A 25,815-nucleotide genomic window follows, 5' to 3' on the forward strand; every position below is an offset into this window, starting at 1 on the left:
CACCGAACACAAATTCTGCGAGTTTACGTAAAGCATAATAGTTTCGCGCGACGTGTTTTGATTAACATCACCTTTGGGGAGCCACTTTGAAAGCCCACGTAGCACTTGTCAATCCGCCTTATCCTCCTGAAGCTGGACAATCGGTTTTTCTGCCTCTGGGACTCGGCTACTTGGCAGCAGTGCTGGAACAAGAAGGCTACAAAGTGGACGTGGTCGACTGCCAAACCACAAAGTACACCCCAGAAACATTAGAGGCAAAGTTTCGTAGCCTCAACCCCGACGTGGTCGGCGTCACGTCTGCTACGGTTACTTATTTGCCTGCATTAGACGTTTTGAAGGCAGCAAAAAAAGCCTTACCGAACACGCTAACCTTGATGGGCGGTCCCCATGTGACCGTACTAGACAAAGAAGCCCTCGCCGAAAGCAGCAACCTCGACATAGTCGTCCGAGGCGAAGGCGAACAAACCATGCTCGAACTCGCACGGCTCACATCAGAGGGCAACCTCAAAAACCTCAAAGACGTGCAGGGCATCACCTTTAGGAAAAACAGCCAAATCATCCAAACCCCCGACCGACCCTTCATAACTGACATCGACTCTCTTCCCCGCCCAGCTCACCACCACTTCGACACCAACATGTACAAGCTCTTCGGCGTAAACTACATGCCCATAATCACCAGCCGCGGCTGCCCCTCAGCTTGCACCTTCTGTTTAGCCAACAAAATGTGCGGTCACGCGTTCCGCGGCAGAAGCCCCAGCAAAGTCGTTGACGAACTGGAGTGGCTCAGAGACGAGTACCATGCGGGCGCGTTTGCGTTTTATGATGATACCTTCACTTTTGATTTGAAGCGTGCGTTTGCGATTTGTGATGAGATGCAGAAGCGGGGGGTGGATTTGCCTTGGGATTGCCGCACCCGAGTTGACCGCGTCAACAAAGAGTTACTGGCAAAGCTAAAGGCAACCAATTGTCAGCTTATTCACTTCGGTGTCGAGTCAGGCAGCCCAGAGATGCTTAAACTCATGCGCAAAGGCACCACCGTAGAACTCAACGCCCAAGCAATCAAATGGACCAAAGAAGCAGGCATATCCGTCGCGGTTTCATTAGTCATCGGCTACCCAACCGAAACTCCTGAGATGCTAAAGCAAACCATCGATTTCCTCCACAAAACCAAGCCTGACTACGTTTACATGTGTGAAGCGGTTCCTTATCCGGGCACGGAATTGGCTAATTTTGTCAAGGAATTGGGTTTAGAGGTGGATTCCAACTGGAACCAGTACCGCGAAGAAACCCAGGTCTTCACCAACACGCTCCTGCCGCTTGAGAAGCTTGAAGAAGTCAAAAAAGAGTTTTTCGACCACTACTTCTCCGTAAGCTATTTCCTGCGCAAAAAGTTGAAGGGTGACTTCTACAGCCAAATCATGGCCCGCGCCGCGCTAAACCATTTGGTTTGGAACAGCAAAACGCTTCGCTGGGGCTTCAAGAAACTCAGTAAAATTAGGCGTCCAAAGAAAAGCGTCGGCGGCTACAGCACCTCAACTCAAGAGCAGGAAAGTCAAGCTTAGCGTGGTTCATTCTGTTTTTTGACGACGTAACGTAATGCTACTATGAAGAGAATTGTAGTGACTATGGCGAGGGCAATTACGGGTATAGAGGGCATTTCTTGAGGGGCAGACCCGTTGGTGCCTGAAGGTTCCCCAGTTATGGTTTCTTCAAAGCAGTAGACGTACCAGTCGTTGCAGCCGATGTAGAGGCGATTGTTGGCGATTGTTGGAGAAGACCAGGTGCTTGAGGGCAGGGTGACGTTTGCGATTATGGTTCCGTTACGGGTTGTGTCGAGTACAAAGATGTGGCGTTGGCTGGTGGCCATGTAGGCTTTGCCGTCGGCGTATGAGGGGGAAACGTAGAGTTCGTCGCCAGTGTACTTGCTCCAAATTACCCAGCCGTTTGAGACATCCACACAGGCAAGGTCAAATTTGTCGATGAGTAAAACCGTGCCGTCGTTAACGTAGATTGGGGAGGAAACAATGAATTCAGTGGCAGTGGGGTTTTGGAAGCGCCACAGCATCTCACCCGTCTGGGTGTCGTAACAGAAGTAGTCACCCCAATTCGAAGAAGCAAACACTCTGCCCTCGGCAACAGAGGGGGTGCCAAGCATCTGGTTTCCACCCGTAAAGGAGGGACGATAAGGCAACTCCTTTTTCCAAAGCACCTCTCCAGTAGCTGCATCAAGTTTGTAGAAGCCACCAGATTCTGGTTCCTCTGCAGTAAAGTACACCGCTCCATCCGCGACAGCAGGGGAAGACTCGATTGGACCCAGCGCTTGAGTTCTCCATTTTATGGTTCCAGTATCCGCATTCAAAGCGTAAAGATAGCCGTCTAAGGAACCAACATAAACTGTGCCATCAACCACTGCAGGCGAGGACTTCAAAACCAAGTTCCCAAACGTGAAAGGCAAATTGCCGTTAACAAAAGTTTGCCACTGTTTAGCACCTGTTTTAGCGTTAAGGCAGTAAACGTAGCCGTCGTCGCCGCCCGTATAAACTCGGCCGTTGACTACTGCTGGGGAGGATTCGATTATGTCGCCTGTTTTGAATTTCCACTGCAAGTCGCCGTTCCAAGCGTCCAATGCGTAGAGGTATCCGTCCGAGGAGCCAACATAAACCATGTTATCATAAACACTTGGGGAAGAAATTACTGAGCCTCCAGTTCTAAATCGCCACGCCACAGACAGGTTGGAAGGGCCGACTTCGGCGGTTGAGGAGCGTTCTGGGCTGGCGCGCCACTGAGGCCAAGAACTCACTACCTTAGGCGTGGTGTCCTGTGCTTCGGTATCTTTTATCGCCCACAATTCACCGCTTGTGGCGTACTCGTTACCTGAGATTGTGTCTACGGCGGTGGTTACGCTGCCGGGGATCATGTATAGGGTTCCGTATGCGATTGCAACTGACTCCCGAGGTGGCAGCGCTTCTATGCCATCCAGCTTCCAGATCAGTTGCCCTGTGAAGGCGTTTATGCAAGAGAATTCGGAGATGCCAGCTGGCCCGTTGTATTGGGCTTCTTCACCAGTGGTTACATAGATTTTTCCGTCTGCAACCGAGGGCATACCAGGCCACATCAACGAATCGTTTGGGCCTTTGTATTTCCAGACGACTTCGCCAGTGTACATGTCAAAAGCGTATAGGTAGCCGTCTTTGTTCATCTCGTAAACCATGCCATAGGCGACTGCGCAGCCTGTTGTAAAGTAGCCGTCGGTGTCCGGACGGAACTGCCAGATGATTTTGCCTGTAGAGGCGTTGAAGCAGTACATGGTGTTGTCGTCGCTACCGCCCTTGAAGTACATGCCATCCGCGTAGGCGCCCGTAAAAATCATGGGGCCCTTGGTGTTGGTTTTCCAGAGGATTTCGCCAGTTTTGGCGTCAAGCGCGAATTGCATGTTTTCAAATGAACCAGTGAAGATTTTGCCGTCGCCGTATGTGGTTCCGATGCCTGTTATACCGCCGCCTCGAATGTAAGTTCGCCAAACCAAAGTAGGCGGAGCCGAGGGATTAGCGAAGCTCCACGCTTCGATGTAGCTGTCGACTTTTATGTAGAACATTTTCTCTTCAGGACTATACACGTTAGCGTTAAAGATACCCGTATAAGCGTTAAAGTCTGAGCTGCTCCAAAGAAGCGCACCTGTTTCAGGGTCAAAACAGTAACTTTCGATAACCATGTGGCGGCTATCAATCTTGTAGGCGATAGGCCAATGCGTGGATTCTGGGAAGGCAGTTTGCCACAAGATGTTGCCTGCTTGGTCAAGCGCGAAGGCGTGGGTGTTGTTGGCGACGTAGATTTTGCCGTTAAACGCCGCAAGGTATGGCTGAATGCCGGGTATGTTGGCTTTCCATAGTATGTTGGATGTGTCTGGGGCGGGTCCTTTGGAGTAACGGGTGTAGGAGGAGTCGCCTTGATACTGTGGCCATTCATACTGGTTTAGGTTGCTACTGGTTTGCGCGTTTAGGGTTATAGCTGGGATGATTAATGCAGTAAGCATTATAGCGACAACTGTTGAAATTGCAAGTTTTTTGTACACCACGCCTTCCTCCGATAAATGCGACTTTAGTAACGACGCCCTTTGCCATCAAGAGATGCGTCGCAATTTGTCCACTTTAAAAATGCTTTGAATGTACTATAAAGCTTACTGAAACCATACCCTGCAGGTTAGAGGCAAGAGTGTGCAAGCGAATTTTGCGGAAGCGCTTCTTAAACCAAATTAAGAAGTAAGCGCGTAAACTTTTTTAGGTCGCAGACAACCCTTAAGCTACACAACAAAAATGGGAACCCAAGAGAGGATTCATTTTGACTGAACACAAAGGTCCACTTCTTATGACTTCTTGGCGTGCCACAGGCGCCTGCAACGCACGATGCCTATACTGCAACGTAGACGCAACAGGCAAACATGCGCCCAGAGAAATGACAACCCAAGAAGCCTTCCACCTAGTTGACGAAGTCAAAAAGTTCGGTGTAAGATGGTTCGGCATCAAAGGCGGCGAACCCCTCACACGCCCCGACATATTCGAAATCGTCACCTACGCCAAAAGTAAAGGCTTAAACGTTTGCCTACTCACCAACGGCGTCTTCGTCGACGGTTCAATCTACGATAACCTCGTCAAAAACCAAGTCTGGACCTCAGTCAGCATCGACGGCCCCGAAGAAATCAACGACCAACTCCGAGGAAAAGGCAGCTACAAGAAAGCCTTAGCAGCCATCGAGAAACTCTCAGCGGGGAAAATCCTAAACGGCTTAGCCTGCGCAATAACTAAAATCAACTACCAACACCTCGACCACGTCGCCGAGTTAGCGGACAAGTACCACGCCAACTTCGTCTGGTATAACCATTTGGTGCCAAGCGGAAGAGCCAAAGCCTCCATCGACCTCTCGCCCAGTCCAGAACAGTACGAGTGGACACTCAACCACATCTGGGACATCACCGAAAAATACCACGGAAAATTCGAAGTTCACGTTCACTGCCCACACTTCGCTAGAATCGTTAAACAACGCATCCCCGAAGACCGCTTTAACGAGTGGTACGAGAAAGAGTTCCACGGCAAATGCACCTACTTCGCATTCGGCGGCTACCTCTCCGTAACCGAAAACGGCGACTTAATCCCATGCTTCTACACTGACCTGCAACCAGACGAACCCATGATGCTGGGCAACATACGCAACAAAAGCTTAAGCACCGCATGGGAAGAAATCAAAGCCTCCAAATACTACAACAAATTCCAAGACCGCAACGTACTCAAAGGCAAATGCGGAGTCTGCGAATACCGAGAAATCTGCGGCGGATGCAGAAACCGAGCATACGCGATGACAGGCGACATAGCTGGAGAAGACCCCGCCTGCGCCTACATACCGATGACTTTACGCAAAAAATAGCCTTTTCCCCTATTTTTGGACCCCGAAAGTAGATGTAAACAATTTTTCGTTTATTAATGTTTTAGAAACTTTTGGAACAATATTTATTCACAAACATTTTTTAGTACTTCCCGCAAGTCCTGAATGAATTTATCAAACATTTTCACCTTAGAGCTTTCCTCTATAGTTTTTTCGCTCATCACGTAACTTCCGTCTAAATCTACTTCTGATATTGCCCGTCCCTTTTTAGCAGGTATTTTTGTCGTTAAAGTTCCGTCTTCATCAGGGGTAACGAAATAAACTTTAATATTCATAGTGACAGGATCTTTCGACATTTTGATTTTCCAGTAGCCTGTCTGAGCGATCCGTTCGCGCAGGGTAACTTTACTGGATAAAACTGCAATAACTTTGTAGGACTTCGGACTATATATTATGCAGTCAACATCAGGTAAATGAGAACCAAACTCTCCATAATCAATTAATAAGTTGTGCTTTACTGAACTGAGTTCAAGAGAGAGGTTTTCTGCTTTTGTTCTATCTAAAGTGGCTCCATTAATAATCTTTAGACCTAAGGTTTCCACTTCATCTTTAAGTATGAATGCAATGAGCTTTTCCAGGTTTTTTCCTTTAAAAGCCCGCCATGATTGTTCATGATCCCCATTTGGGGTTGGGTTTTTAAGCCAGTCTTTTTTATGTATTTCTTTTGCTTCTTTCAGAAGTTCTGAAATATGCTTATAAGTTTCAGTTCCACAAACGGTCTTCTTTTTCTCATAAAGATTTACTAAATCTTTGAATTTCATTAATGTCACTTTTTCTCGTTATTCTTACTTCTATCATAGTAAGCCCATTTAACACTTCTCTTTACAGGAGTTATTTGTGTCTCGGAAGGCTTGCGCATTATGAACAAATACTTGAAGCCTCTCAAATAGAAGTTATAACGTTTTGCACGACTGTGCCAAAAAGGCGTGTTAGAAGCCTGACTTCTTCGGACAACACAAATAATGTCAACTGTTTCGAAGTTTTTACATAAACGTTCATAGACTTTAAAACCGACGGGAGTAAATCTCTTTTTTACCCATTGGTCGCCTATTAACCAACCAATTACTTTACCTGGTTTTAGTACTCGGTAACATTCATCCATTACTTTTTCTAGGGCATCATAGAATTCCTGTTTTTCACTTGAAATGTGACCAATATTATCAGGGTGCTCGTTATACCGAATATTATCACCGTAAGGTGAGTCAATAAAAATCATGTCGACAGAATCGTTAGCGAGTGGTATATGACGTGCATCATTCTGTTTTATATCCGATCTGTATGGTGGAGGTGATATGTCGAAACCGATTGCTTTTCTCCCTTCTTCTCTACAAACATCCAGGGTTGTTCCACTGCCACACATGGGATCGAGAACTAAATCTCCAGGTTCAGTGTATCTTTGTACCATATTCCAAATTACAAATGCAGGAGTAACCCCTGCATATTTATTGTTACCTTTTGGAGTTTTACCATAACTTTGGCGAGGAAAATCCCACAGCGTGGTTGATTCTAATTTTGGTTTTTCTTCGGATGTATCTCCATTAGTTTTACCATTTACTGAATAATCAGGAGTTAAAAGCCCCCAAGTTTTGCTGTCTGCAAGTTGTTTGAGATAATCCGACTCGGAAAGTGTGAAAAGGTTTAGAAGGCGTTTAGTTACGGCATCACTTAGAGATTTATGAGATACAACACCGAGCTTTTTGAGTAACACTCTTGCTTTTTTTAGAGTTTGAAGATTGCCAACTTGTTCAACTGCGACCTGATACGGATACTTGCCTTTCCATGCTTCTGGAACAATATTCTGTTTTCCATCAGATTTTGCACGGAAAACGCCGTGCAGAACATTAGAATCGATATTCAACAGAAAAATCAAATCTCCTTTTTTTACTGCTAAGGCATCATCACCGTAAACTTTGCTGGTCCCGAAAAGCATTCTATCCATACATTCTTTTTCAGTCTTCGCTGATGAAACAAAAATATGCGACGTAACTTGTGAAATCTCTTCTAACATTCGGATCCACTCAAGTAATACCGCATTTCTCTACAGTATAAATATACTGTGGTAATTTCAGCATTTTACTTTGAAATTTATGTTCACAAACCTTTCACTTTTTAAGATGAGCCACCTTCCTTAGCAAATGCAAATTTGGTGAGATGCGTTTACCTGATTATTCCAAGGTTTGAAGGAATGACCAAAATCTTAAAACACAAATAGAAAAGCAACTAAACTTTACCGTTTGACTAAGAGTACGAATGCTCTTGCCACTAATGCCAAGCCGAAAACAAGGATTATGCCTGCCCAAAACACAAACCACTCCGCAGTCAAAGTGATATTCAACAGGTACGTAGATATTAGGTAGCCTGCGCCAAGCCAGAACACGATGTTTTCGATGGTTTCTGCCCTACGTGCATACGGTGAATGAAGCAGAATTCTGATAACAAGTATCACAATTTCAATGACGCCGATGGCTATGGCAAACTGGAAACCTGCAGTGTAGAGTTCAATGTGCGCTGCAGGGTCAGTGGGTGCAGGAAGCGGAACCCCAGTACCTGGCACGTTTACTAGGTTAAGACCCAAAAAGAAGTCGATTAATCGATCCAGAAGACTGCTGGGAAGGTGAATTGCATAGATTACTGCCAAAGTGATAAGTATCGAGCCGACCCATATGGCGGTTAGTAGGCTTTCCTTTTTTTCGTCACTTAAGGCTTGGCGTAATCTGGCGCCGATCAATGACTGTTTCTCCTTGCAAAAAGTGGACTGAATTGCAGATATATCTTTCTCCAAATCTTGCGCAGTGCATCTTTTAAATAGTTAGAGCTGATTAGAACATATGGGGAGAATTTTATGTCGTATTGTCCGAAATGTGGCAACCCAGTCGAAGACACCATGACATTTTGCCCCCGATGCGGCGCACCACTAAAAGGCACCTCGCCCGCTCAAGCTGAGCCTGTTCCGCCATACCAAAAACGCAACGAAAAAGCAGAAAAAAACGAAAACAGAGAAAAACAGGAGAAAGGCGAAAGGGGCTTCATCGGCTACCTTATCGGTGGCTTAATCCTAATCACTCTCGGCTTGTTTTCAGTGATACAGATCAGCAACCCCAACATTGTCAACGCTGGGCAAACTTGGGCTCTGATGCTACTCATCATCGGCGTTATCATCATCGCGGGCGCCATCTACGTCGCGGTTATCGCACGCAGGCACTCGCCAGTTCCCCATTAAAGAGTCCAGCCCAGAAACGCTCTGTAAAGACTGTGCTCAAGGAGCGTTAGGGTGCTTCTTCTTCCGAAAATGCGAAAATAGTTTTTTCCCGCCGCTTCAACCATGTCCCCTATGTCGTAGCGCGGCAGCATACATGAGGAAATGATGAGTCTGCCCCATTCACCCCTTTTGAGTTCATGCAACAGTTTTACCCCTTTGCCAGTGACAACCTCAAATAGGTACGCGTCATAGTTCGGAGTAATGTAGGGCCAATCGTCCAGTTGCTGACCAAACACGCCCTCCGTCGCAGTGTACATCTCCACGATGGGAACGTCACCAAAGTATTTTTTGAGTATGGGTCCGTATTTAAATTGGATTTTGCGTACGCTGGTGCAAAAGAGCGCTTGGGGTTTCCAGATGGCACACGGGAGTTTGCCGTAGCGATGTTTGATGTATCGGGCAAAGTGGAGGATGACGGGTGTAACGCCCATGGTTGCTGTGACGTTGTGGTCTTTAGCCATCTCGTACACCAACTCGAAGCGTTGCTGCCAGTCCCTGCGGCTGATTCCACTGCCTATCTTGTCGATGTCTTCTTGGCGGGGAAGCAAACTGACACGGTCAAACATCGGGTTCAATCGAGCGTAGGTGCCGATACTGTAGCCGTAAGAAACTGCCCTGCCATCAACATTCATGGTGTGCACGTTTGAGGGAATGTTTGGGGCGGTTCAGACAAAAACGCCTTGTAGCTGCGCTCTCTTACCGCGGCGAGGTGGGGAATGAGTGCTGAATAGTTGATTATGGGAAAATTAGATTGATATTCAGCTATGCTGCCGATTTTGTGGGCAAAGAGGTTTTGGCCGTATTCTGTTTGGGCGTATTTTGGGAGTAACTCAGCTAAAACTTGTTCCTGTGCTTTTTGGGGTTCTCGATTGAGTCATACCAGGGCTTTACATAGGGCAAAATGATACCTTTGATTCCCTCTCGGTCAGGTAACATAGCGTTCGTCAGTCTGTTTCTATGAATTTGCTTATATGCTTCTACACAAGATACTAGGACAACGCAGACATTAAGGTTGAGACTATGACCGATTCAGTTGAGGTAACCGCTGAGAAAATTCGCAAGCTTCAAGTTCAGGGCGCAAGAAATGTCGCAATAGCCGCAGTGAAAGCTCTCCAAACCCTTGCCCAGCAAACCCAAGCTAATACCAAACAGCAACTCATAGCCGAACTCAAAGCAGCTCAAACAGTGCTCTCTGCATCTAGAGAAACTGAGCCACTCATGCGTAACGCCATGCGCTGCATAATCATTCAAACCCAAAACGCAGAGACTACAAAAATCGAAAGCCTTAAGGAAACGGTAGTTTCCAGTGCAGAAAAATTCCTCAAAGACCTCGACGCAACGCGGGAGCGAATCGCTGAGATTGGAGCGAAACGTATCCGAGACGATATGGTGGTTTTCACGCATTGCCATTCCTCAACTGTTACTCGACTTCTTTCAAAAGCCAAAGAGCAGGGCAAAAACTTCAAAGTCATATGCACCGAAACTCGCCCAGCTTTTCAAGGAAGAATCACCGCAAAAGAATTGGTCAACTTTGGCATCGAAACCACCTTCATTGTTGATTCAGCTGCCCGCACTTTCATGGGCGACGTAGACATTGTTATTGTGGGTGCAGATGCAATCACTTCAGAGGGAAATGTGGTTAACAAAGTCGGGACAGGCGGCCTCGCGGTGTTGGCTCGTGAAGCACGCAAACCGTTCTATGTAGTTACGGAGCTGCTCAAGTTTGACCCCGAAACCCTTGGCGGAGAGTACGAGAAAATAGAGCAGCGCCTCCCAGCCGAAGTATGGGCGGATGCACCTGCAAACTTGAATGTGCGTAACCCTGCGTTTGATGTTACCTCAAACCGCTACATTCACGGTTTTATCTGCGAAGAAGGCATAATAGCCCCCCAAACCGTCATGGAGGTAACGCGGAAAAGGTTCCCATGGCTGTTTTAGTCAGGCTTGGTGTACGGCGTTATTTTTTTTTTGTTCTAACATGATTAAAAGGATTGTTTAGGTTCAGAGCAGACAGGATGGGATTTGTTCTTTATATGGAAAAGTTGTTCTAAACGCTATTTACTTGAGAGTTGGAGGTATCGACGTTTTAAGCGCATCTTTTTAGGGTTAATTATTATTTGCTTTGGCGCTTATTAAAAATGCCGTGTGAAAAGGTCATTGCAGGGGGATAAAGTAATCCTGCCATTTCACCTATAAGCGCTATTGTTGAGGAACTGGTTGGTCTAAATAGCTTAATGTGTAAAAGGAAAATGGTACGATATTACCCTCGAATCCCATAGCTTCAGATGGAAACTCAAAAGTTAATTTAATTATGGCGGTTTTTTCCGTGGTGTCCAAATACTTACTGCCTGATTCTAACGAATTATAGTGATGCATGTTTAGCAAACCTTTTGAACTGTTTTGTCCCTCAATCCAGACATATAGGTAGAATTTAGAATAATCCACCTCAAATGGATTGTCACTTGCTAGGGTAGCATTAATTGATAAGATTAGTCTAGTGTTGTTATTAATTTTGGTTCTGCTATCTTCAAGATAGGTAAATATGACATTAGAGGTTGGCACATTACTTGGTGCTGGTGTATCTGTATTTGTATTCCTGTTAGAAGTCGCTGTTGGTGTGGGAGAATTTATGAGATTGTTAGCGTTTGAGTTATTATTGGTTAGTGAGGCTACAATAGCTAAAGCAATGATGACGGCGCATAAAGTTACTACAACAATTACTTTTTCTAAATTCTTCATGAATGCCGTTAAAAGATAAATTGAATATAAGCTTTTTTGTATAGAATGCTTTCATAAGTTTAGTCAACATTTCTTGACCAATAAACAGATACATCCGTGGAAAAAGGCCTACTTAGATAAGTGAGCGCTTTTTTGAGCATTGTGTAAAGCAAGAGCGGCAGCAATAAAAAATAGCATGGGTGATATGTTTTCCCGTCCGTGTTTCTTGTTTTAAACAATGCTTGAAGCAGAGCGGGTGCCCTCTGCTTCCTTAGATTTCCGCAGAAACCCGAAGGGCGGCGGGTTTACGTGTGGCGGCGCTACCAAGTGAGGGCAGACCAGCAGAACATTAAGACTTTCAATGCTCTTGCTGTCGCGGTCTGCCCTCACCCAACAATCCAAGCGCCGCCGCCGATAAACCCGACGTCTAAGGAAGCAGGTAACTTTAGCGTTAGGGTTTGGGCGGTGTCGTGAGCGCCCGAAGGGCGCGCCTTATCTTGTTAACGTAGTTAGATACGAAACTTGAGATTAAGAAAAAATAAAATAGATTCAAATAACTTCTAAGCCTGACTGCTCAAGACAAAAATGAAAGAAAAACAACTAAGAACAAAGCTGAAAAAGCTAAGAATTCCTGACGATGAGATAGAAAAGGAAAGATAGGTTGGTGCCTATCTTTTGAGGGTGTTGGGGTTTATTTTTTGAGCGTTCTCTTTGAATTTAGCCATAAACTCTGAGTCAGCAAGTAATCTATCTGCAACTTGCGCAAGAACTTCGTCTGCTATCTTTACCTGCTCAGAACATGCTACCTGCCTAATCATGCTGCTCAAAGCCTTAAGCTCACCTTTGACTTCTTGGAGTTCTCTGTCTTTGGCTTCAAGCTGCCGCCTAAAAACCTCATTCATACTGCTCAAACTGTTCAGCCCATCCATAACCTTCTTCAAATCGTTTCTGACTTGCAGACCGTTGATGGAGACATGCTCAAACACCCTACCATAGGCTTCTTTAATGGTCTGCTCATCGTAGTCGTAGTGTCCTCTGGCGCCTTTTCTGCCATGCCCAAACATCAAATCCTTAAGCTCCTGAGGCGACACAGCTGCTCTAAGCAACGCCGAATTGTAAAAGCTCCTGAGTGCTTTTGTTTTGAAGTCTTTGGCTTTGTCTTTGCTAAACGTTTTTTGAGCTAACGACTTCATAGCCTCATTTATGCTTCTAACTTCTAGTTGTTCTCCTTTGCCTTTGGTTTGGCTGACAAACAAAAAGCCCACTTCGGGGTTGCCTCGTTCTTGGAGCATAGCTTTTAGGTCATGCACCGCTTCATAGCTAAAGCACGTTGCCTGCACCTCGTTTGTTTTCTCCCTTGGCTTCTCGATAAAATAATGCTCCGTCTCGGGGTTCTCATACAAGCCTTTGAGTTCTTCGATTCTAAGACAGCTCACATCAACCTCACTAAAGCCACTCTGCGCCAAAACAAGCAACAAAGCTCTATCCCTTAGGTTAGCGTGGGCATACATCGCTTTAACGTCATCGCGTGTTATCTTTAGGCGCTGGATTACCTGCTGCTGCATCGTACTCTCCCAATCACCCCGCTTCAAAGCTAAGGGTAAGCCGATTCTTGAAAAGAAAGAAGCCACAGCCGTTAACTCAGTCCTCACACTAAGCGGCTTTAAATCGCCCCTTTTCTCCAAGTACTCTTTATACGTTCTGAATTTGTCTTCAAAAAACTGTCTCTCTGAGAGGTCTTGAGAGGTTAAATCCCTCATGCGTTTACTTACCTGCATGGTTAAATCCATGCCTGTAAAGGTTATCCAGTTCTGGATTCTCTCAGTATAGTTCAGCTTAGTTCTCTCGCTGAGTCCAGACATCCATCGTTTAAAATAGGGGTCTTGAGTATAGGGTTTTGATTCTTTACTCATATTGTTCCATCCTTTGGTTTGTGTTTTCCCCTAAAAGCCTTACGTTTAAAACGACACTCGCCTCCGCAAAGAGTAAGCATTCAAAACAACCTTTCCTTATATAAGGGAGAGGAGGTACACGGTGAGACGTCGCGTGGTTCCAGCTATTTGCGGATACAGGATTTTATGAACCTTACGAATGAAAATAGTGGAAAAATCACTCAGAGAAAGAATTAAGAAAAATAAAAAAAGAGTTAGGCTTTTTTGATTGCTTCAAAGTCTCTTTTGAGTGCCTCAACTTTGTCGCATCTTTCCCATGGAAACTCAACGTCGTCTCTTCCGAAGTGACCAAAGCATGCGGTTTTCTTGTAGATGGGGCGTAGCAGGTTGAGTGTTTCGATGATTCCGCGTGGTTTCATGTTAAAGTTCTTCTTAACCAACTCCAGAATCTGTTCGTCTGGGATTTTGCCTGTTTCGTAAGTGTTGACTAAAACGCTGATTGGTTCCGCGACACCGATGGCGTAGCTGATTTGGACTTCGCATTGATCTGCAAGGCCTGCTGCGACAACGTTTTTGGCGATGTAACGTGCCATGTAGCAACCGCTTCTGTCAACTTTGGATGGGTCTTTGCCGCTGAAGCATCCGCCACCGTGGCTTCCCACTCCTCCGTAAGTGTCAACGATGATTTTGCGTCCAGTCAAACCTGAGTCTGCAAGTGTTCCGCCGATGACGAATCTGCCTGTGCCGTTGATGACGTATTTCACGTCTGGTGCAAGCAGGTTTGCGGGGATAACGTATTTGATTACTTTCTCGATGATCTGTTGCTTTAGCACTGCGTCTTCTACTGAACCGTTGTTTTGGGCGGCGATGACCACTGTTTTAACACATTTTGGTTTCCCGCATTCGTATTCGACGGTGACTTGGGATTTACAGTCAGGCCGCAGATAGGGCATGGTGCCGTTGTGTCGGACTTCTGCAAGACGCTTCACCAGTCTATGTGCAAGTAAAATTGGCAGCGGCATAAGTTCTTTGGTTTCGTTGCTTGCGTAGCCGAAAACCATGCCTTGATCGCCTGCACCCTGTTCTTTGCCGTTGGTTGCATCGACACCCATGGCGATGTCTGGTGACTGCTCAGTTAATGAAACCAAGATACCGCAGGTTTCCCAGTCTAAGCCGTCTTTGGCGTTGTCGAAACCGATTTCTTTTAGGGTTTGACGAACGATTGAGGGGATGTTGACTGAGGCGCAGGTTGTGATTTGACCTGTAATCATAACGGTGCCCTGCATGACGAGGGTTTCGCAGTCAACGCGTGCTTTGGGGTCTTTGGCGAATATGGCGTCTAGGACGCTGTCAGAGATTTGGTCGGCGACTTTGTCTGGGTGACCTTCTCCGACGGATTCGGATGTGAATAAGTATTTTCCGTTTCGTTTCATGGAGTTTTCTCTTCCGTTTACGAGTTTTGTTAGGCATAGCTTACTCGGAGTTTTTCTTATATGGCTTTCTGAATAAAATATTCCAAACAGAATAATCAGCAGACAGGTACATTCCAGCATGCATAACCATTTTAAACCCCAAAACATCCACAAACCAGTGGTAACCCATGAAGAAAATAGTCAACTCACCAAACGCGCCCAACCCAGTCGGCCCTTACAATCAAGCCATCCAAGCAGGAGCGTTTCTGTTTGTCTCAGGGCAACTTCCCATTGACCCAAAAACAGGAAAACTCGCCGCAGCAGACATCACCATCCAAACCCGTCAAGTCATGCAGAACATCCAAGCCATCTTAGAAGCAGCCAACTACACCCTAAACGACGTCGTTCAAGCCACCGTTTACCTCACTTCGTTGTCGTTGTTTGAAGATTTCAACCTAGAATATGCTAAACATTTTAAAACCGACTTTCCTGCACGGGCAACAGTCGGGGGCGTTGAACTCAAACCTGGTGCACTCATAGAAATCGCTGTCGTCGCCTACAAGCAGTAGCTGCTGATTGGTAAGTTATAAAAACCAGCCAACGCTTAGTAAGATGCAGGCGTGAGGCATGGCGGTATCACTTAAGAAGTTTATGCAAGAGGTCGCTGGAAAAAAAGCTCCTGGCCCTTCAACGTCGTTTACGGTTTTCCATGTATTCTACGCTTTAGAATTACTCTCAGAGAAGCCGCTGGGCAGGAATAAACTTGCAGAGAAACTCAACGTCGGTGACGGCGCAGTAAGAACCATAATTCACCGATTAGTCGACGCAGGGTTAATTGAGACATCAAAAGCAGGCTGTAACCTCACAGAAAAAGGCAAAGAAACCTGGCGACAATTCGAAGCCATATTCCCTAAACGGGTTGATTTGCCCAAGTTGGACTTAAAAATGTCAGAGGTTAATTATGCTTTTCTGGTAAAGAACAGCGGCGAAAAAGTCGGCACAGGCATCGATCAACGCGACGCCGCCATAATCGCTGGTGCACGCAAAGCCCTGGTAATTGTCTATAAAAAGGGGCATCTCTGCATCGAATCGGTAAGTGACGATTTACAGAAATTGTATCCGCAAGCCGCAGCTCAAATTCTACAAAAACTAGAACCGAAGGAAAACGATGCAATCGTCATAGCCAGCGCCGAGTCTGCTCTTAAAGCTAAACGCGGTGCCTTTGCAGCCAGTTGGTCACTGATCCGTTAAGTCGTGTATTTTTCACCATAGTTGAGGATGCGTTCAAGCGTGGTGTTGATGTTAACCATGCCTTCGTTGGTTTTTGAAGATACAGGCATCAAAAGGAACTTTAAGCCTAACTTGGTGATGGCTTGCATCATGTTACGGCTAAAAAGGCGTTTGGTGCCCTCCAGTTTCTGTTCAATCGCGCTCTCAAGGGCCATGGGATTAGCTGACCACGAAGCAATGGTTTGTGCATCTTTTTTGGGAATCAAATCCATCTTGGAGAGCACATGCACCTGCGGCGTGAAGAAGCGGTTGTAAACGGCTGCGGAAAGGAACATGTTAGAGACATAATTTAGCGGGTTTATAGAAAAGACCGCATCGAAGAGATAAATCAGCGCTTTAGGCTCCTTAGTGAGCTCGTTTACGATGTAGGGTCCACTTGCGCGGAAAGCAAACAACTCCATCTGCCCCGGAGTGTCAACCAAAACGATGTCCGCATGAACTTCTTCGATATCGCGTGTCAAGTTTTCGATTTCATCGGCAATCAAGTCTGCCGCCATAATCAAGGCTCCATTGGGGCCGAGGTTGTATTTCTCCATCAAGTTGCCCACGTCAACGTAGTTGCGGACATCCACATCTGGTTGATAGGGCAGTTTAAGCGCTCCGGGGTCCAGGTTGACGACTGCGACGTCTTGCTTGCTCATTTTTAGCCAATCTGCAAACGCGGCAGTGAATAGGGATTTGCCGCTGCCAGCGGTTCCTATGATGAATGCTAAGGGCATGGGTGTGAGTCTCCGTTTACGATGAGCGACGATAGAAGTAATGAACCTTTCTACCCGTCCAAACGCCACAAAACGAGTGTTTCACCCTACTGCTCTGCGGCCTCCTCCCCTCACTTATATATAGAACTAATTTTAGAAGTCAACTATTCAAAGTAACACTACGCGTTATAGGACGCAGGGTTGTTAGCGTTAACCGGCATCATAGTAAGGGCATTTGGGGCTATTTTATACCACATTGAGAGGAGACCTTTTCTCCTGCAGCATATTATCAAATTCCACTCTTTTTGTGTTCGGCTTAGCAATGCTTACGCTTACACTACTTTTTTCGCGCCTTGAAGGGAAAATTCAAATATTAGAAAAAGCTTAACAAAAACGTAATAGTTAAGAATTTTAGCATTAAAGCAGGTGGTTATATGAGTGAAAGGAAATATAAGCCAAAAGCTCGACTTACTGCCATAACCGGATTAGCGCTCCTTCTGGGTATAACAATCGCCACGTATCTTTCGAGTTACGACCCTGAGGCATTTCAAAAAATCTATCCAAATTGGTTCTTTTTCTTTTGGGGAATCGGCCTGACAAGCTTAGCTAGTGCCATGGAAATTTCGATTCTCGAGACCAGAATAAAACTTCTCGAGGAGAAGTTGAAACCGAAAAACCCCTAATTTTTCTGCAAAAAACAAATCAAGTTAGAACTAGTAATTCCAAAACGGTTTTTGCCGTTTTTAGCGAAAACATCTTTAGCAATAAACAGCGATGAATAGTAGAGGATAGATGTTTAGAAAAGCAACCGTCTGCTTATTCTCCCTTGCACTGCTTCTGCTTCCAAGCGTCGCACTAGCCGAGCAGCCGCTGGATTGGCCGATGTTCCGCGGCAACCTCAAAAACGACGGAGCCACAACTTCAGCCGCACCCCAGTCGAACCAGACGCTTTGGAAGTTTAACACGGGCGGTCAAGTAGGTTCCCCCACAGTAGTCGACGGTGTGGTCTATGTGGGTTCTTATGATCATAACGTGTACGCTTTCGACGCGGCAACGGGCAAGGTTATTTGGGCTTATGAAACGGGCAGTATTGTGATTTCGAAGCCTGCGGTTTCGGGCGGCATCGTCTGCGTGGGTTCGGAAGATTTTAACCTTTACGCCCTTGATGCAGCCACGGGGCGGAAGCTTTGGAATTTTTCGACAGGCTACTACGTGGATTCTGACCCAGCCATCGTTGACGGGGTGGTTTATTTTGGTTCGGAGGACAGCAAAGTCTACGCCCTAAATCTTGCCAGTGGCGAGTTGTTGTGGAGTTATCAGACAGGCGACAGCATAATGCTTTCCGCAACAGTCGTCAGCGAAGGCTTAGTGTACGTGGGCTCGCTGGATAGGAAGCTCTACTGCTTAAACGCAGCCGACGGCGCATTGGTTTGGAGCTACACGACAGGGGACCAGATTATTTCTGTGCCTGCAGTCGCCAACGGAACCGTCTACGTGGGCTCAGCGGACAACTATGTCTACGCTTTGGGCGCAGTGGATGGTAGCTTGAAATGGCGGTTCCAAACTGGAGATGATGTTTACTCTTCGCCTCAAATGGTGGATGGCGTGGTCTATGTGGGGTCGCTTGACGGCAGAGTGTACGCGCTCGATGCGACGGATGGGGAGCAGGTTTGGGCTTTTGAGGCAGGTGCAGGTATCGCGTCTTCGCCAACCGTTGCAGACGGCGTGGTTTACGTGGGAGCAAACGATAACAGGCTCTATGCTCTTAACGCGTCAACTGGGTTGCCCAAATGGAGTTACACTACAGGTGACATCGTTATTTCTTGCCCCGCAGTGGCAGGGGGGATGGTTTTTGTGGGGTCTTGGGATGGCAGATTCTACGCTTTCAGCACTGAGCTGGGTGTTTTGATGTGGAGTTTCTCAACGGGGGGCAAAATTGACTCTTCGCCCACGGTGGCGGATGGGCGGGTTTATGTTGGTTCTCATGACGGCAAAATCTACGCTTTGGACGCTTACACGGGGATGGTGGGTTACGACTGGGAACTCCACAACACCGTAGTTTGGAGCTACGATACAGGCGACATGGTTATGTTCTCCAGCCCCGCCATCGCCGACGGCACAATCTATGTGGCTTCCTACAACGGCAAAATCTACGCCCTCGACGCCCAAACAGGCAGCCTCAAATGGAGTTACCTGACGGGTTTCGCGGTGGTTTCTTCCCCCACAGTCTACGACGGCGTGGTGTATGTTGGTTCGGAGGACTTTGTTTTCTACGCGCTTAACGCTTCTGACGGTGCCTTGCTATGGAAGTTTGAGACTGGCGACCAGATTGTGGTTTCCTCCGCCGCCTTAGTGAATGGCACGGTGTTTTTTGGGTCAAACGACGGCTACGTTTACGCTTTGGACGCTTCTGATGGGGATTTGGTGTGGAAGTTTAAGACGGGAGGGCATGTGGTTTCTTCGCCTGCCGTTGTGGATGGCGTGTTGTATGTGGGCTCCTATGACCGCAATGTGTATGCCCTAAAATCCTCAGATGGCACGCTACTGTGGAGTTTCGCAACTGGCAACGCAGTTTCTTCTTCACCCTCAGTAGCTAACGGTTTGGTTTATGTGGGCTCCGACGACAACAAACTCTACGCATTGCACGCCTCGGATGGCTCTGAAGCGTGGACTTACACCACACAGGGACCGGTGGCTTCTTCGCCCGCAATAGCTGGCGACACAGTGCTTTTTGGCTCCTACGACGGCAAACTCTACGCCCTCAACACCCAAACAGGTGCATTGAGGTGGAGTTATCAGACAGAAGACAAAGTCGTCTCCTCACCCACCGCAGCAAACGGCATAGTTTACGTTGGCTCCTACGACCACATGGTCTACGCCTTTGGCTCTGTGCAAGACCGTGACGGTTCAGACGGTTTACCTGTTGGGTTGGTTGCACGTGTGGTGATTGCGGTTTCGCTAATTGCAGTCATAGGCGCACTTATCTGGCTTAGGAAAAACAAATGCCACCCTTAAATGCAGACCTGCAAATGCACAGAATCTTGAAATTTCCAGCTAAGATGCGTAAGCTATATCCAAATCGATTCAATAAGCATCCATAACACTCCAGCACACACGTGAACATGTTATGGCGTCTAACAAAAAAGTAGCCCTCGTCAATCCACCTCTCCCAGTAGATATCGGTCATCACCCACAGTTTCCGCCGCTTGGTTTAGCCTACATGGCGGCTGTGCTGGACCAGAACGGGTTTGAAGTCAAAGTCATCGACTGCCCAGTCAGCCACTACGACCACGACAAACTCAAGGCGGAGTTGTCAGCGTTCCAGCCAGCCCTAATCGGCACGGGCTCGATGACGCCAACCATTGAATCCGCGTTTAAGTGCGCTCAGGTGGCACGGGAAGTGTGCCCAGAAGCCCGCATAGTCATGGGCGGCCCACACGCGACCTTTTCAGACAGTGAAGTTCTCACAATTGAGAAAACTGTTGATGTAATTGTTCGGGGTGAAGGCGAAGAAACGCTGCTTGAACTCGCCAAACAACCCGACACAGGAATGAAACTTGGCGACATCAAAGGCATAAGCTTCCGCAAAGATGGCGAAGTTATCCGCACCGCAGACCGCCCCTTCATAGCCGACCTTGACGCTTTGCCGCTACCAGCATACAAGTTCTTGCCCATCGAGAAATACTACGTCTCCAAACGTAAACTGCTGCCAATCATAACCAGCCGCGGTTGCCCTTACGCTTGCAGTTTCTGTGTAGCGTCTCAGATGTTTGGTCAACGTTTTCGTGCGCGTAGCCCAAAAAATGTGCTTGACGAGTTAGAGTGGCTGCAAAACGAGTTCGGCGCAGAAGGGGTCGCATTTCAAGATGACACATTCACCTTTGACCGCAAACGCGCCATGGCAATCTGCGACGGCATGATCGAACGCAAGCTAAAGTTGCATTGGGGGTGTGGTACCCGCGCGGACGTCGTCACCAAAGAAGTTCTTGACAAGATGGCCAAGGCGCATTGCGACGAAACGATGTTCGGCGTGGAATCAGGCTGTACCAGCATGCGTGCGGTTCTCAAGAAGGGGGTAACTAACGAGCAGATCGAGAACGCTATCAAATGGGCAAAAGACGCAGGCATGTTTGTCACCGTCTCAGTCATCTTAGGTTACCCTGGTGAAACTAAAGAAACCTTGCAGGAAACATTGGATTTCGCAGCAAAAATTCAGCCCGACGATGTTTGGCTCTGCCACGCCACACCATACCCAGGCACACACCTCCGCGAAATTGTGGTCAAAAACGGTTGGCCGATGTCGCAGGATTGGAAAACTTACAACACGATGAACCCTATCTATGAAGACCCGAATTTGCCAGCTAAAGAAATCGCGGAGATGCGAAGACGCTTCTACAACAAGTTCTACAGCCCCCGCTACATTATGCGCCAAGCAGTTAAAGGTTACATCAAAGGGAACCTGTACAGCAAAATCATGACCCGCACCGCCATAAACTATAACCTCTGGCGAATCATGTCCAAAATGTAGGGGAAACTAAAAAAGAAAAAGGGGAATGAGTTTTACTTTTTGTCGTTGAAGTAAAGCTGTGGCAGTCTTCTTAGCATCAGCAAGATTATTGCGCCGATTATGACGATTACGATGATTATTGCTGCGACGCTGGGTAGGAAGTACTGCTCAGAGATTGTTTGGGGTTGAGGTGTAGGTGCCGTTGTTGGTTCGGGTTCTCCTTCGACTACGAATGAGGTTACTGCAGTAGAGGGCCAGTAGGATTCGCTGCCCGCAAACGAGGCGTAAACCATGTATGGTCCTGGAATGTCTGGAACCCAGTTGTAGCTGAAGTAGCCCTCGACGGTGCTTGTGGTTGTGCCGATGCTGCGGTAGTTCCCGTTGCCGTCAACGACGAATAATTCAACTGGTACACCTGTGGCGTTGGTTGGTTTAGGCTGCTGCATGTAAACGTATTCCATCCATGCTTCCATGCTTTCTTCAGAAACGGCTGCAACTCCGTTGGGGAAGCGGGCGCTTCTGTCGTCGTCTGTTGTGCCTGTGGAGATGTCGGTTATGGTGCCGCTTATTACCACGGATTGACCATACTGTAAACCTGCTTTTGGCGCGTCAACGGTCATCTTGGTTGGGCCTTTGCCGTAGGTGTAGATTTGGCAGTCGTAACTGTTCCATGCTACTAGGTAGCCGTCGGCGATGGGGCTTGGTTCGCGTCCATAGAAGCCCAAGACTTTCCAGACCAAAGAGCCGTCGGTACAGTTGAGAACGATCTTGTGAGCGTCTGAAAAGAGCGGTGGGTCGTACATGCGGCTTTCGGAGAGGAAGAGTTTGCCGTCTGCGATGCTGTGTGAGCCGAAGTGCCAGAATGGGTAGATGCCGTATGGGGTGTTGTAGCCTGCTGGTCGGGGTTCATAGGTCCAGGCGATTTTGCCTGTTTTTAGGTCGATTGCGTTGACGTAGCCGCCGAAGTCCCAGATGTAGCATTTGTCGTAAGCGATGGCGCCGCCTCTTGATAGGGTGCTCAAAGCGTTACCCTTTAGCTGAATTGCGCTGCCGACTTGTGCGCCTGTCTTGAGGTTGAATACGTATGCTATGTTTGTGTCTTTATCATGTTCAACGTAGTATCCGTCGCCTGCAGCTAAAACGCTGACTTCATGGTGTCTTGGCACAGTTCTATTCACCGGACCCCACATGAGTTCACCAGTTTTCGCGTTAAAACCGCATTCAATTTCGGATCCCTCACCGAACTCTGACGCGAAGGTATCCATCGTTTCTCCGTAAGCTCGTAAAAGAATAACTTCGTTTGTTCTTGCTGCGATGCTTAGAGCGGGATTCTTGAGAGTGTTGGTTAGATCGGTGATGTTAACGCCATTAATGGTTGAGGGTATTGCCTTTGACCATTGGTAGCCTCGCGTATAGTTAATGTTGCCTGAGGGGCGGATGACAGAGCTCATTGTTGGTCCCTGAAGACACAGCGTGGAGTTCCACATGGTTAGAGTTAGGTTCGGATAGGTACCGTTAACCGTGTAGATGTAGACTGCTCCTTGTGCGTTGTCGTCTTCGGTTTCAACTAATCCTGGAGCTGTTGTCGCGGGTACATTAGTTATGTTTGCAATGAAATATCCGGTCATTGGGTCGAATAGTTGCCAAGTGTACCCTTCGGGGCGGGGGATACCGAATAGTTGGGGGCTGTTGGCGCTTCCGACGAGGAATGCTTGCGTTCCATATTCTTGCACTGTATGGAATTGCATTACAAAAGCGAAGTCTAAGGTGTCACTGGTGTTTTTAGTCCATAGTGTTTTCCCTGTACGGAGATCTACTGCTGCCCAGCCGGGTGTTTCGGCGCTGGTTTCAGTTGTGGGTGTGTTGGGGTATAGTTTGTAGTATATTATACCGTTGAGTATAACGGGTTCAAATTGCCGGTAGAGGATTGATGTGGAGGTGTATTGGCTTTCTTGATCGCTGCTTATGGGTAAACCGACTTGGCCTCCGAACGCTGTTGGCTTTACCCACATTATGTGCGGCGAGTTAGGTGCTTCCGTGTAGGGGTTGAAGTTGTTGCCCTGTGCATCGTATCCGCCTGTGTCGGTGAATGAGGGTTTTCCTAAGCCCCACCAATTACCACCGAGCTGTGCCCATTGATAGTTAGTGGCATAAATGGGTCGTGACCAGTACTCTGTTGGAAGAGGAACCATGAGATTGCCAGGGATTGGGTCAGTCTGCACAGTGAATGTGGTAACTTCGCTTTGAGTTGGAAGTATATTGTAGGTGAAAACTTTGCCGGAGACTGTGCCGTTGATTGTTTGTCCCTTGTAGAAAGCTTGGACTGTATAGTTACCGACGGTATCGGGTACGAATTCTATTCCGCCGACTCCTCCTGTTGTGTCGCTTGTGTATGGTCCATAAGTTTGGTTAGAGCCGTCAGGCTTGACGAGGTTGATGGTTAGTCCCGTGTAGAGGCTGGCTCCTCCTGCTGCGCCGACGATTGGTATTGGTTTTGTGAAGAAGAGGCTGATGTAGACGGTTTGGCCGACTCCGACTACGTTTGGTTCAGCGTATACTTTGAGGTATACTGGCATGTCTTCTGCCGCTGTCACTGGTGCTATTTGAGATACTTGTAGGATCATGGGTATTGTTAGAAGAAGCAAAAAAAACATCACTACTAGAGATTTTGTTTTTTTCATTTTTCTGTTCTCCTTAGTAGGCGATTGGTGATTTGTTGTTTTTGTGTATTTAAAATTTGCCAAAAGCGTGGACAATATAACTTTATTTTAGGAAAAAACCGCTTTTAAATTAACATTTTATCACAATAACCAATTAACTAAGTTTTAGTTAATAAAGATCAAAGAAAGACCAAACAGCAACTAAATAGTTACCAAAAAACAACCAAAAAATACACAAACGCCAAATTTCACACAAAAACTGCAAAAAAACCTCAGATTCAATTTAAACACACTTGTAAACAACCATTGATATTCTTCATCGAATCATTCCCCGCATTAGGTAAATTTCGCGTAAACTTTATTATAGTATCAAGGCGTTTTTAAGGTACACTCAAAGGGATATAGATGACAAAAGCCTCCGCAACCCAAAAAGGCACAACCGAAGTCTACGATACACGGGAGAACTGGCCCCCCTACACTTACCGAGATTACCCAGACATAAAACCCGAAACCTACGAAGCCTTCATGCAGTTCCTCAACACAGAGAACACTTCAGGCAGACTCATGGAGCTACAACCCTGGGTTTCCGTGTGCGACTCACGTTGCGCCTTCTGCTACTTCCCCACAACCGCGTCTAGCAAAGTTCAGATTGGCCCCTACTTGGATTTACTCAAAAAAGAACTCGCCATGTACGCCAAAACAAAATACGTCAAAACAAGCTACTTTGACGAAATCGTCCTCGGCGGAGGAACCCCCAGCGTACTAAGCGCGGAGCAAATCATAGATTTAATCGATTTCTGTAAAGCGAACTTTAACACCAGCAAAGAATACTTTATCAAAGTCACTGGTTCATCAAAAACCTTGGCGCTCCCAAAAATCAAAAAACTCGCCGAATACGGCGTCTACCAAATGGATATGGGTGCCCAAACCTTCGACGATAAACTCCGCAAAGCCCTCTGCCTTCCAGACAGCGCCAAAGAAGTCGAAGAAGCCATCAGATACGCACGAAAACTCGGCTTAGTTGTCTGCGCGGACATAATGTACAACTTGCCAGGTCAAACCATGGAAAGCTGGGAAGCCACACTCAAAAAAACCATAGAGTTAGACGCCGAAGTCGACTGCTACAGCCTCCACGTTGACCCGGGAACCATCTTAGAAAAAATGATCAAAAACGGTCAGTCACCCCCACAAGGCAACGCAGAATACGAGAAACAAATGTTCATGAAAGCCCACGAGATGCTTACCAAAGCAGGCTACAAAGCAGTGGGGCATGACCGCTACAGCCGCGTTGAGTGGCACATGCGCGAGAACTGCCTCAACGGTTGGCCATGGGGAGGAATCTTAACCACTGGCGCAGGTTGCTTTATGGGTTATCTGCAGAAATTCAGCTACTCAAACTTAGAGGACATCAACGCTTACATGGAGACAGTTAAGTCAGGCAAGCTGCCAATTTGCAGGTTGTCGGAATCTTCAACTGAGGACATGATGCGACGAACCATGACCCGGTTGTACTTGCGTTTGCCTGTGAGCAAGAAAGAGTTCAAAGAGAAATTCAACACCACACCTGAAGCGGTGTTTCCCAAGCAACTTCAGAAGCTGCAGGACCAAGGCTTAATCGAAATCGACGACAAAGAAGTCCGCTTAACCAAGAAAGGTGAACTCTGGAAAGGCAACATCGCTTGGGAATTTGCTCCCAACCACACTTAATTTTCTCATATTTTTGTAGTTTTTATTTTCTTAAGCATTTAGATTTCTATAGTTAATTTGCTGAAAAAGCAAAAACTGTTATTTTAACAAAGAAAAGAAGTGGGGGGTTTAGTATCCAGCCGCGTGCTTCTGAGGCTGGAGGCCATACCAAGTCATAACTTTGGCAAGAATCGGAACGATCACACCCAAAGCAATGAGAGGCACAAAGTTAGTAACAACCGCCATCAAAGGGTCAG

21 protein-coding genes are annotated in these 25,815 nt (G+C 46.9%); 11 read left to right on the forward strand and 10 right to left on the reverse strand.

The window, feature by feature from the left end:
* Positions 1-86: 86 nt before the first annotated feature.
* Positions 87-1,562 carry a B12-binding domain-containing radical SAM protein gene (locus NWE96_01055; protein ID MCW3982565.1) on the forward strand — a complete coding sequence of 492 codons (1,476 nt, stop codon included), beginning with the start codon at positions 87-89 and terminating at the stop codon, positions 1,560-1,562.
* Here the strand turns inward: NWE96_01055 and NWE96_01060 are convergent.
* Positions 1,559-4,075 (reverse strand): PQQ-binding-like beta-propeller repeat protein, encoded by a 2,517-nt coding sequence (locus NWE96_01060; protein ID MCW3982566.1) that lies wholly within the window; start codon positions 4,073-4,075, stop codon positions 1,559-1,561. The genes NWE96_01055 and NWE96_01060 overlap by 4 nt on opposite strands.
* Before the next feature lie 263 nt (positions 4,076-4,338).
* Between NWE96_01060 and NWE96_01065 the strand changes: the two genes are divergently transcribed.
* Entirely contained in the window at positions 4,339-5,418 is a 1,080-nt protein-coding gene (locus NWE96_01065; GenBank protein MCW3982567.1) for a radical SAM protein, read from the forward strand.
* Between the two features lie 83 nt (positions 5,419-5,501).
* On the opposite strand, the gene NWE96_01070 is transcribed toward NWE96_01065, so the two are convergent.
* The 3 genes from NWE96_01070 to NWE96_01080 form a co-directional block, all read right to left on the reverse strand.
* Positions 5,502-6,197 carry a BsaWI family type II restriction enzyme gene (locus NWE96_01070; protein MCW3982568.1) on the reverse strand — a complete coding sequence of 232 codons (696 nt, stop codon included), beginning with the start codon at positions 6,195-6,197 and terminating at the stop codon, positions 5,502-5,504.
* A 5-nt stretch (positions 6,198-6,202) separates the two neighbouring features.
* Positions 6,203-7,444 carry a DNA methyltransferase gene (locus NWE96_01075; protein ID MCW3982569.1) on the reverse strand — a complete coding sequence of 414 codons (1,242 nt, stop codon included), beginning with the start codon at positions 7,442-7,444 and terminating at the stop codon, positions 6,203-6,205.
* Between the two features lie 219 nt (positions 7,445-7,663).
* The gene (locus NWE96_01080; GenBank protein ID MCW3982570.1) at positions 7,664-8,164 is read right to left on the reverse strand and encodes a hypothetical protein; all 501 of its coding nucleotides are present in this window, start codon (positions 8,162-8,164) and stop codon (positions 7,664-7,666) included.
* 114 nt (positions 8,165-8,278) lie between these two features.
* Here NWE96_01080 and NWE96_01085 point away from each other — a divergent pair, with 114 nt between their 5' ends.
* The gene (locus tag NWE96_01085; protein MCW3982571.1) at positions 8,279-8,656 is read left to right on the forward strand and encodes a zinc-ribbon domain-containing protein; all 378 of its coding nucleotides are present in this window, start codon (positions 8,279-8,281) and stop codon (positions 8,654-8,656) included.
* On the opposite strand, the gene NWE96_01090 is transcribed toward NWE96_01085, so the two are convergent.
* Positions 8,653-9,327 (reverse strand): GH3 auxin-responsive promoter family protein, encoded by a 675-nt coding sequence (locus NWE96_01090; GenBank protein MCW3982572.1) that lies wholly within the window; start codon positions 9,325-9,327, stop codon positions 8,653-8,655. The two genes, NWE96_01085 and NWE96_01090, sit on opposite strands and share 4 nt — an antisense overlap.
* 388 nt (positions 9,328-9,715) lie before the next feature.
* Here NWE96_01090 and NWE96_01095 point away from each other — a divergent pair, with 388 nt between their 5' ends.
* A complete protein-coding gene (locus NWE96_01095; protein MCW3982573.1) occupies positions 9,716-10,633 on the forward strand; it encodes an S-methyl-5-thioribose-1-phosphate isomerase in 918 nt (305 codons plus the stop codon).
* A 261-nt stretch (positions 10,634-10,894) separates the two neighbouring features.
* Here the strand turns inward: NWE96_01095 and NWE96_01100 are convergent, their stop codons facing one another.
* On the reverse strand, positions 10,895-11,434 hold the full coding sequence (locus tag NWE96_01100; protein MCW3982574.1) for a hypothetical protein: 540 nt from the start codon (positions 11,432-11,434) through the stop codon (positions 10,895-10,897).
* Between the two features lie 288 nt (positions 11,435-11,722).
* Between NWE96_01100 and NWE96_01105 the strand changes: the two genes are divergently transcribed.
* The gene (locus NWE96_01105) at positions 11,723-11,887 is read left to right on the forward strand and encodes a hypothetical protein (protein ID MCW3982575.1); all 165 of its coding nucleotides are present in this window, start codon (positions 11,723-11,725) and stop codon (positions 11,885-11,887) included.
* Positions 11,888-12,081: 194 nt separating this feature from the next.
* Here NWE96_01105 and NWE96_01110 read toward each other — a convergent pair whose 3' ends face one another.
* Positions 12,082-13,326, reverse strand: coding sequence for a tyrosine-type recombinase/integrase (locus NWE96_01110; protein MCW3982576.1), 1,245 nt, complete (start codon positions 13,324-13,326; stop codon positions 12,082-12,084).
* 233 nt (positions 13,327-13,559) lie between these two features.
* Entirely contained in the window at positions 13,560-14,738 is a 1,179-nt protein-coding gene (gene metK, locus NWE96_01115) for a methionine adenosyltransferase (protein MCW3982577.1), read from the reverse strand.
* A gap of 167 nt (positions 14,739-14,905) precedes the next feature.
* Here metK and NWE96_01120 point away from each other — a divergent pair, with 167 nt between their 5' ends.
* Both NWE96_01120 and NWE96_01125 read left to right on the forward strand, forming a co-directional pair.
* Positions 14,906-15,286: a Rid family detoxifying hydrolase gene (locus tag NWE96_01120; protein ID MCW3982578.1), complete on the forward strand. Its 381-nt coding sequence runs from the start codon at positions 14,906-14,908 to the stop codon at positions 15,284-15,286.
* A 58-nt stretch (positions 15,287-15,344) separates the two neighbouring features.
* Positions 15,345-15,968 carry a hypothetical protein gene (locus tag NWE96_01125; protein MCW3982579.1) on the forward strand — a complete coding sequence of 208 codons (624 nt, stop codon included), beginning with the start codon at positions 15,345-15,347 and terminating at the stop codon, positions 15,966-15,968.
* Here NWE96_01125 and NWE96_01130 read toward each other — a convergent pair.
* Entirely contained in the window at positions 15,965-16,726 is a 762-nt protein-coding gene (locus NWE96_01130; protein MCW3982580.1) for an ATP/GTP-binding protein, read from the reverse strand. The two genes, NWE96_01125 and NWE96_01130, sit on opposite strands and share 4 nt — an antisense overlap.
* Before the next feature lie 413 nt (positions 16,727-17,139).
* On the opposite strand from NWE96_01130, the gene NWE96_01135 reads away from it, so the two are divergent.
* From NWE96_01135 to NWE96_01145, 3 genes are all read left to right on the forward strand, one after another.
* Positions 17,140-17,388, forward strand: a complete 249-nt coding sequence (locus NWE96_01135; protein MCW3982581.1) for a hypothetical protein — start codon at positions 17,140-17,142, stop codon at positions 17,386-17,388.
* Between the two features lie 109 nt (positions 17,389-17,497).
* Positions 17,498-19,720: a PQQ-binding-like beta-propeller repeat protein gene (locus NWE96_01140; GenBank protein ID MCW3982582.1), complete on the forward strand. Its 2,223-nt coding sequence runs from the start codon at positions 17,498-17,500 to the stop codon at positions 19,718-19,720.
* 112 nt (positions 19,721-19,832) lie between these two features.
* Positions 19,833-21,233, forward strand: a complete 1,401-nt coding sequence (locus tag NWE96_01145) for a radical SAM protein (protein ID MCW3982583.1) — start codon at positions 19,833-19,835, stop codon at positions 21,231-21,233.
* A gap of 32 nt (positions 21,234-21,265) precedes the next feature.
* Here NWE96_01145 and NWE96_01150 read toward each other — a convergent pair whose 3' ends face one another.
* Positions 21,266-23,893 carry a hypothetical protein gene (locus NWE96_01150; protein MCW3982584.1) on the reverse strand — a complete coding sequence of 876 codons (2,628 nt, stop codon included), beginning with the start codon at positions 23,891-23,893 and terminating at the stop codon, positions 21,266-21,268.
* Positions 23,894-24,277: 384 nt separating this feature from the next.
* On the opposite strand from NWE96_01150, the gene NWE96_01155 reads away from it, so the two are divergent.
* Positions 24,278-25,579, forward strand: a complete 1,302-nt coding sequence (locus NWE96_01155) for a coproporphyrinogen III oxidase family protein (protein MCW3982585.1) — start codon at positions 24,278-24,280, stop codon at positions 25,577-25,579.
* Positions 25,580-25,815 lie beyond the last annotated feature (236 nt).

This window comes from Candidatus Bathyarchaeota archaeon (genome assembly GCA_026014685.1).
In the GTDB taxonomy this organism is placed as follows: domain Archaea; phylum Thermoproteota; class Bathyarchaeia; order Bathyarchaeales; family Bathycorpusculaceae; genus Bathycorpusculum.

Bases quoted from the DNA above. Each gene is read 5' to 3' on its own strand.
- NWE96_01070 (MCW3982568.1), bottom strand. From the start codon at position 6,197: ATGAAATTCAAAGATTTAGTAAATCTTTATGAGAAAAAGAAGACCGTT.
- NWE96_01075 (MCW3982569.1), bottom strand. From the start codon at position 7,444: ATGTTAGAAGAGATTTCACAAGTTACGTCGCATATTTTTGTTTCATCA.
- NWE96_01085 (MCW3982571.1), top strand. From the start codon at position 8,279: ATGTCGTATTGTCCGAAATGTGGCAACCCAGTCGAAGACACCATGACA.
- NWE96_01090 (MCW3982572.1), bottom strand. From the start codon at position 9,327: ATGAATGTTGATGGCAGGGCAGTTTCTTACGGCTACAGTATCGGCACC.
- NWE96_01095 (MCW3982573.1), top strand. From the start codon at position 9,716: ATGACCGATTCAGTTGAGGTAACCGCTGAGAAAATTCGCAAGCTTCAA.
- NWE96_01100 (MCW3982574.1), bottom strand. From the start codon at position 11,434: ATGAAGAATTTAGAAAAAGTAATTGTTGTAGTAACTTTATGCGCCGTC.
- NWE96_01110 (MCW3982576.1), bottom strand. From the start codon at position 13,326: ATGAGTAAAGAATCAAAACCCTATACTCAAGACCCCTATTTTAAACGA.
- metK (MCW3982577.1), bottom strand. From the start codon at position 14,738: ATGAAACGAAACGGAAAATACTTATTCACATCCGAATCCGTCGGAGAA.
- NWE96_01120 (MCW3982578.1), top strand. From the start codon at position 14,906: ATGAAGAAAATAGTCAACTCACCAAACGCGCCCAACCCAGTCGGCCCT.
- NWE96_01125 (MCW3982579.1), top strand. From the start codon at position 15,345: ATGGCGGTATCACTTAAGAAGTTTATGCAAGAGGTCGCTGGAAAAAAA.
- NWE96_01130 (MCW3982580.1), bottom strand. From the start codon at position 16,726: ATGCCCTTAGCATTCATCATAGGAACCGCTGGCAGCGGCAAATCCCTA.
- NWE96_01135 (MCW3982581.1), top strand. From the start codon at position 17,140: ATGAGTGAAAGGAAATATAAGCCAAAAGCTCGACTTACTGCCATAACC.
- NWE96_01140 (MCW3982582.1), top strand. From the start codon at position 17,498: ATGTTTAGAAAAGCAACCGTCTGCTTATTCTCCCTTGCACTGCTTCTG.
- NWE96_01145 (MCW3982583.1), top strand. From the start codon at position 19,833: ATGGCGTCTAACAAAAAAGTAGCCCTCGTCAATCCACCTCTCCCAGTA.
- NWE96_01150 (MCW3982584.1), bottom strand. From the start codon at position 23,893: ATGAAAAAAACAAAATCTCTAGTAGTGATGTTTTTTTTGCTTCTTCTA.
- NWE96_01155 (MCW3982585.1), top strand. From the start codon at position 24,278: ATGACAAAAGCCTCCGCAACCCAAAAAGGCACAACCGAAGTCTACGAT.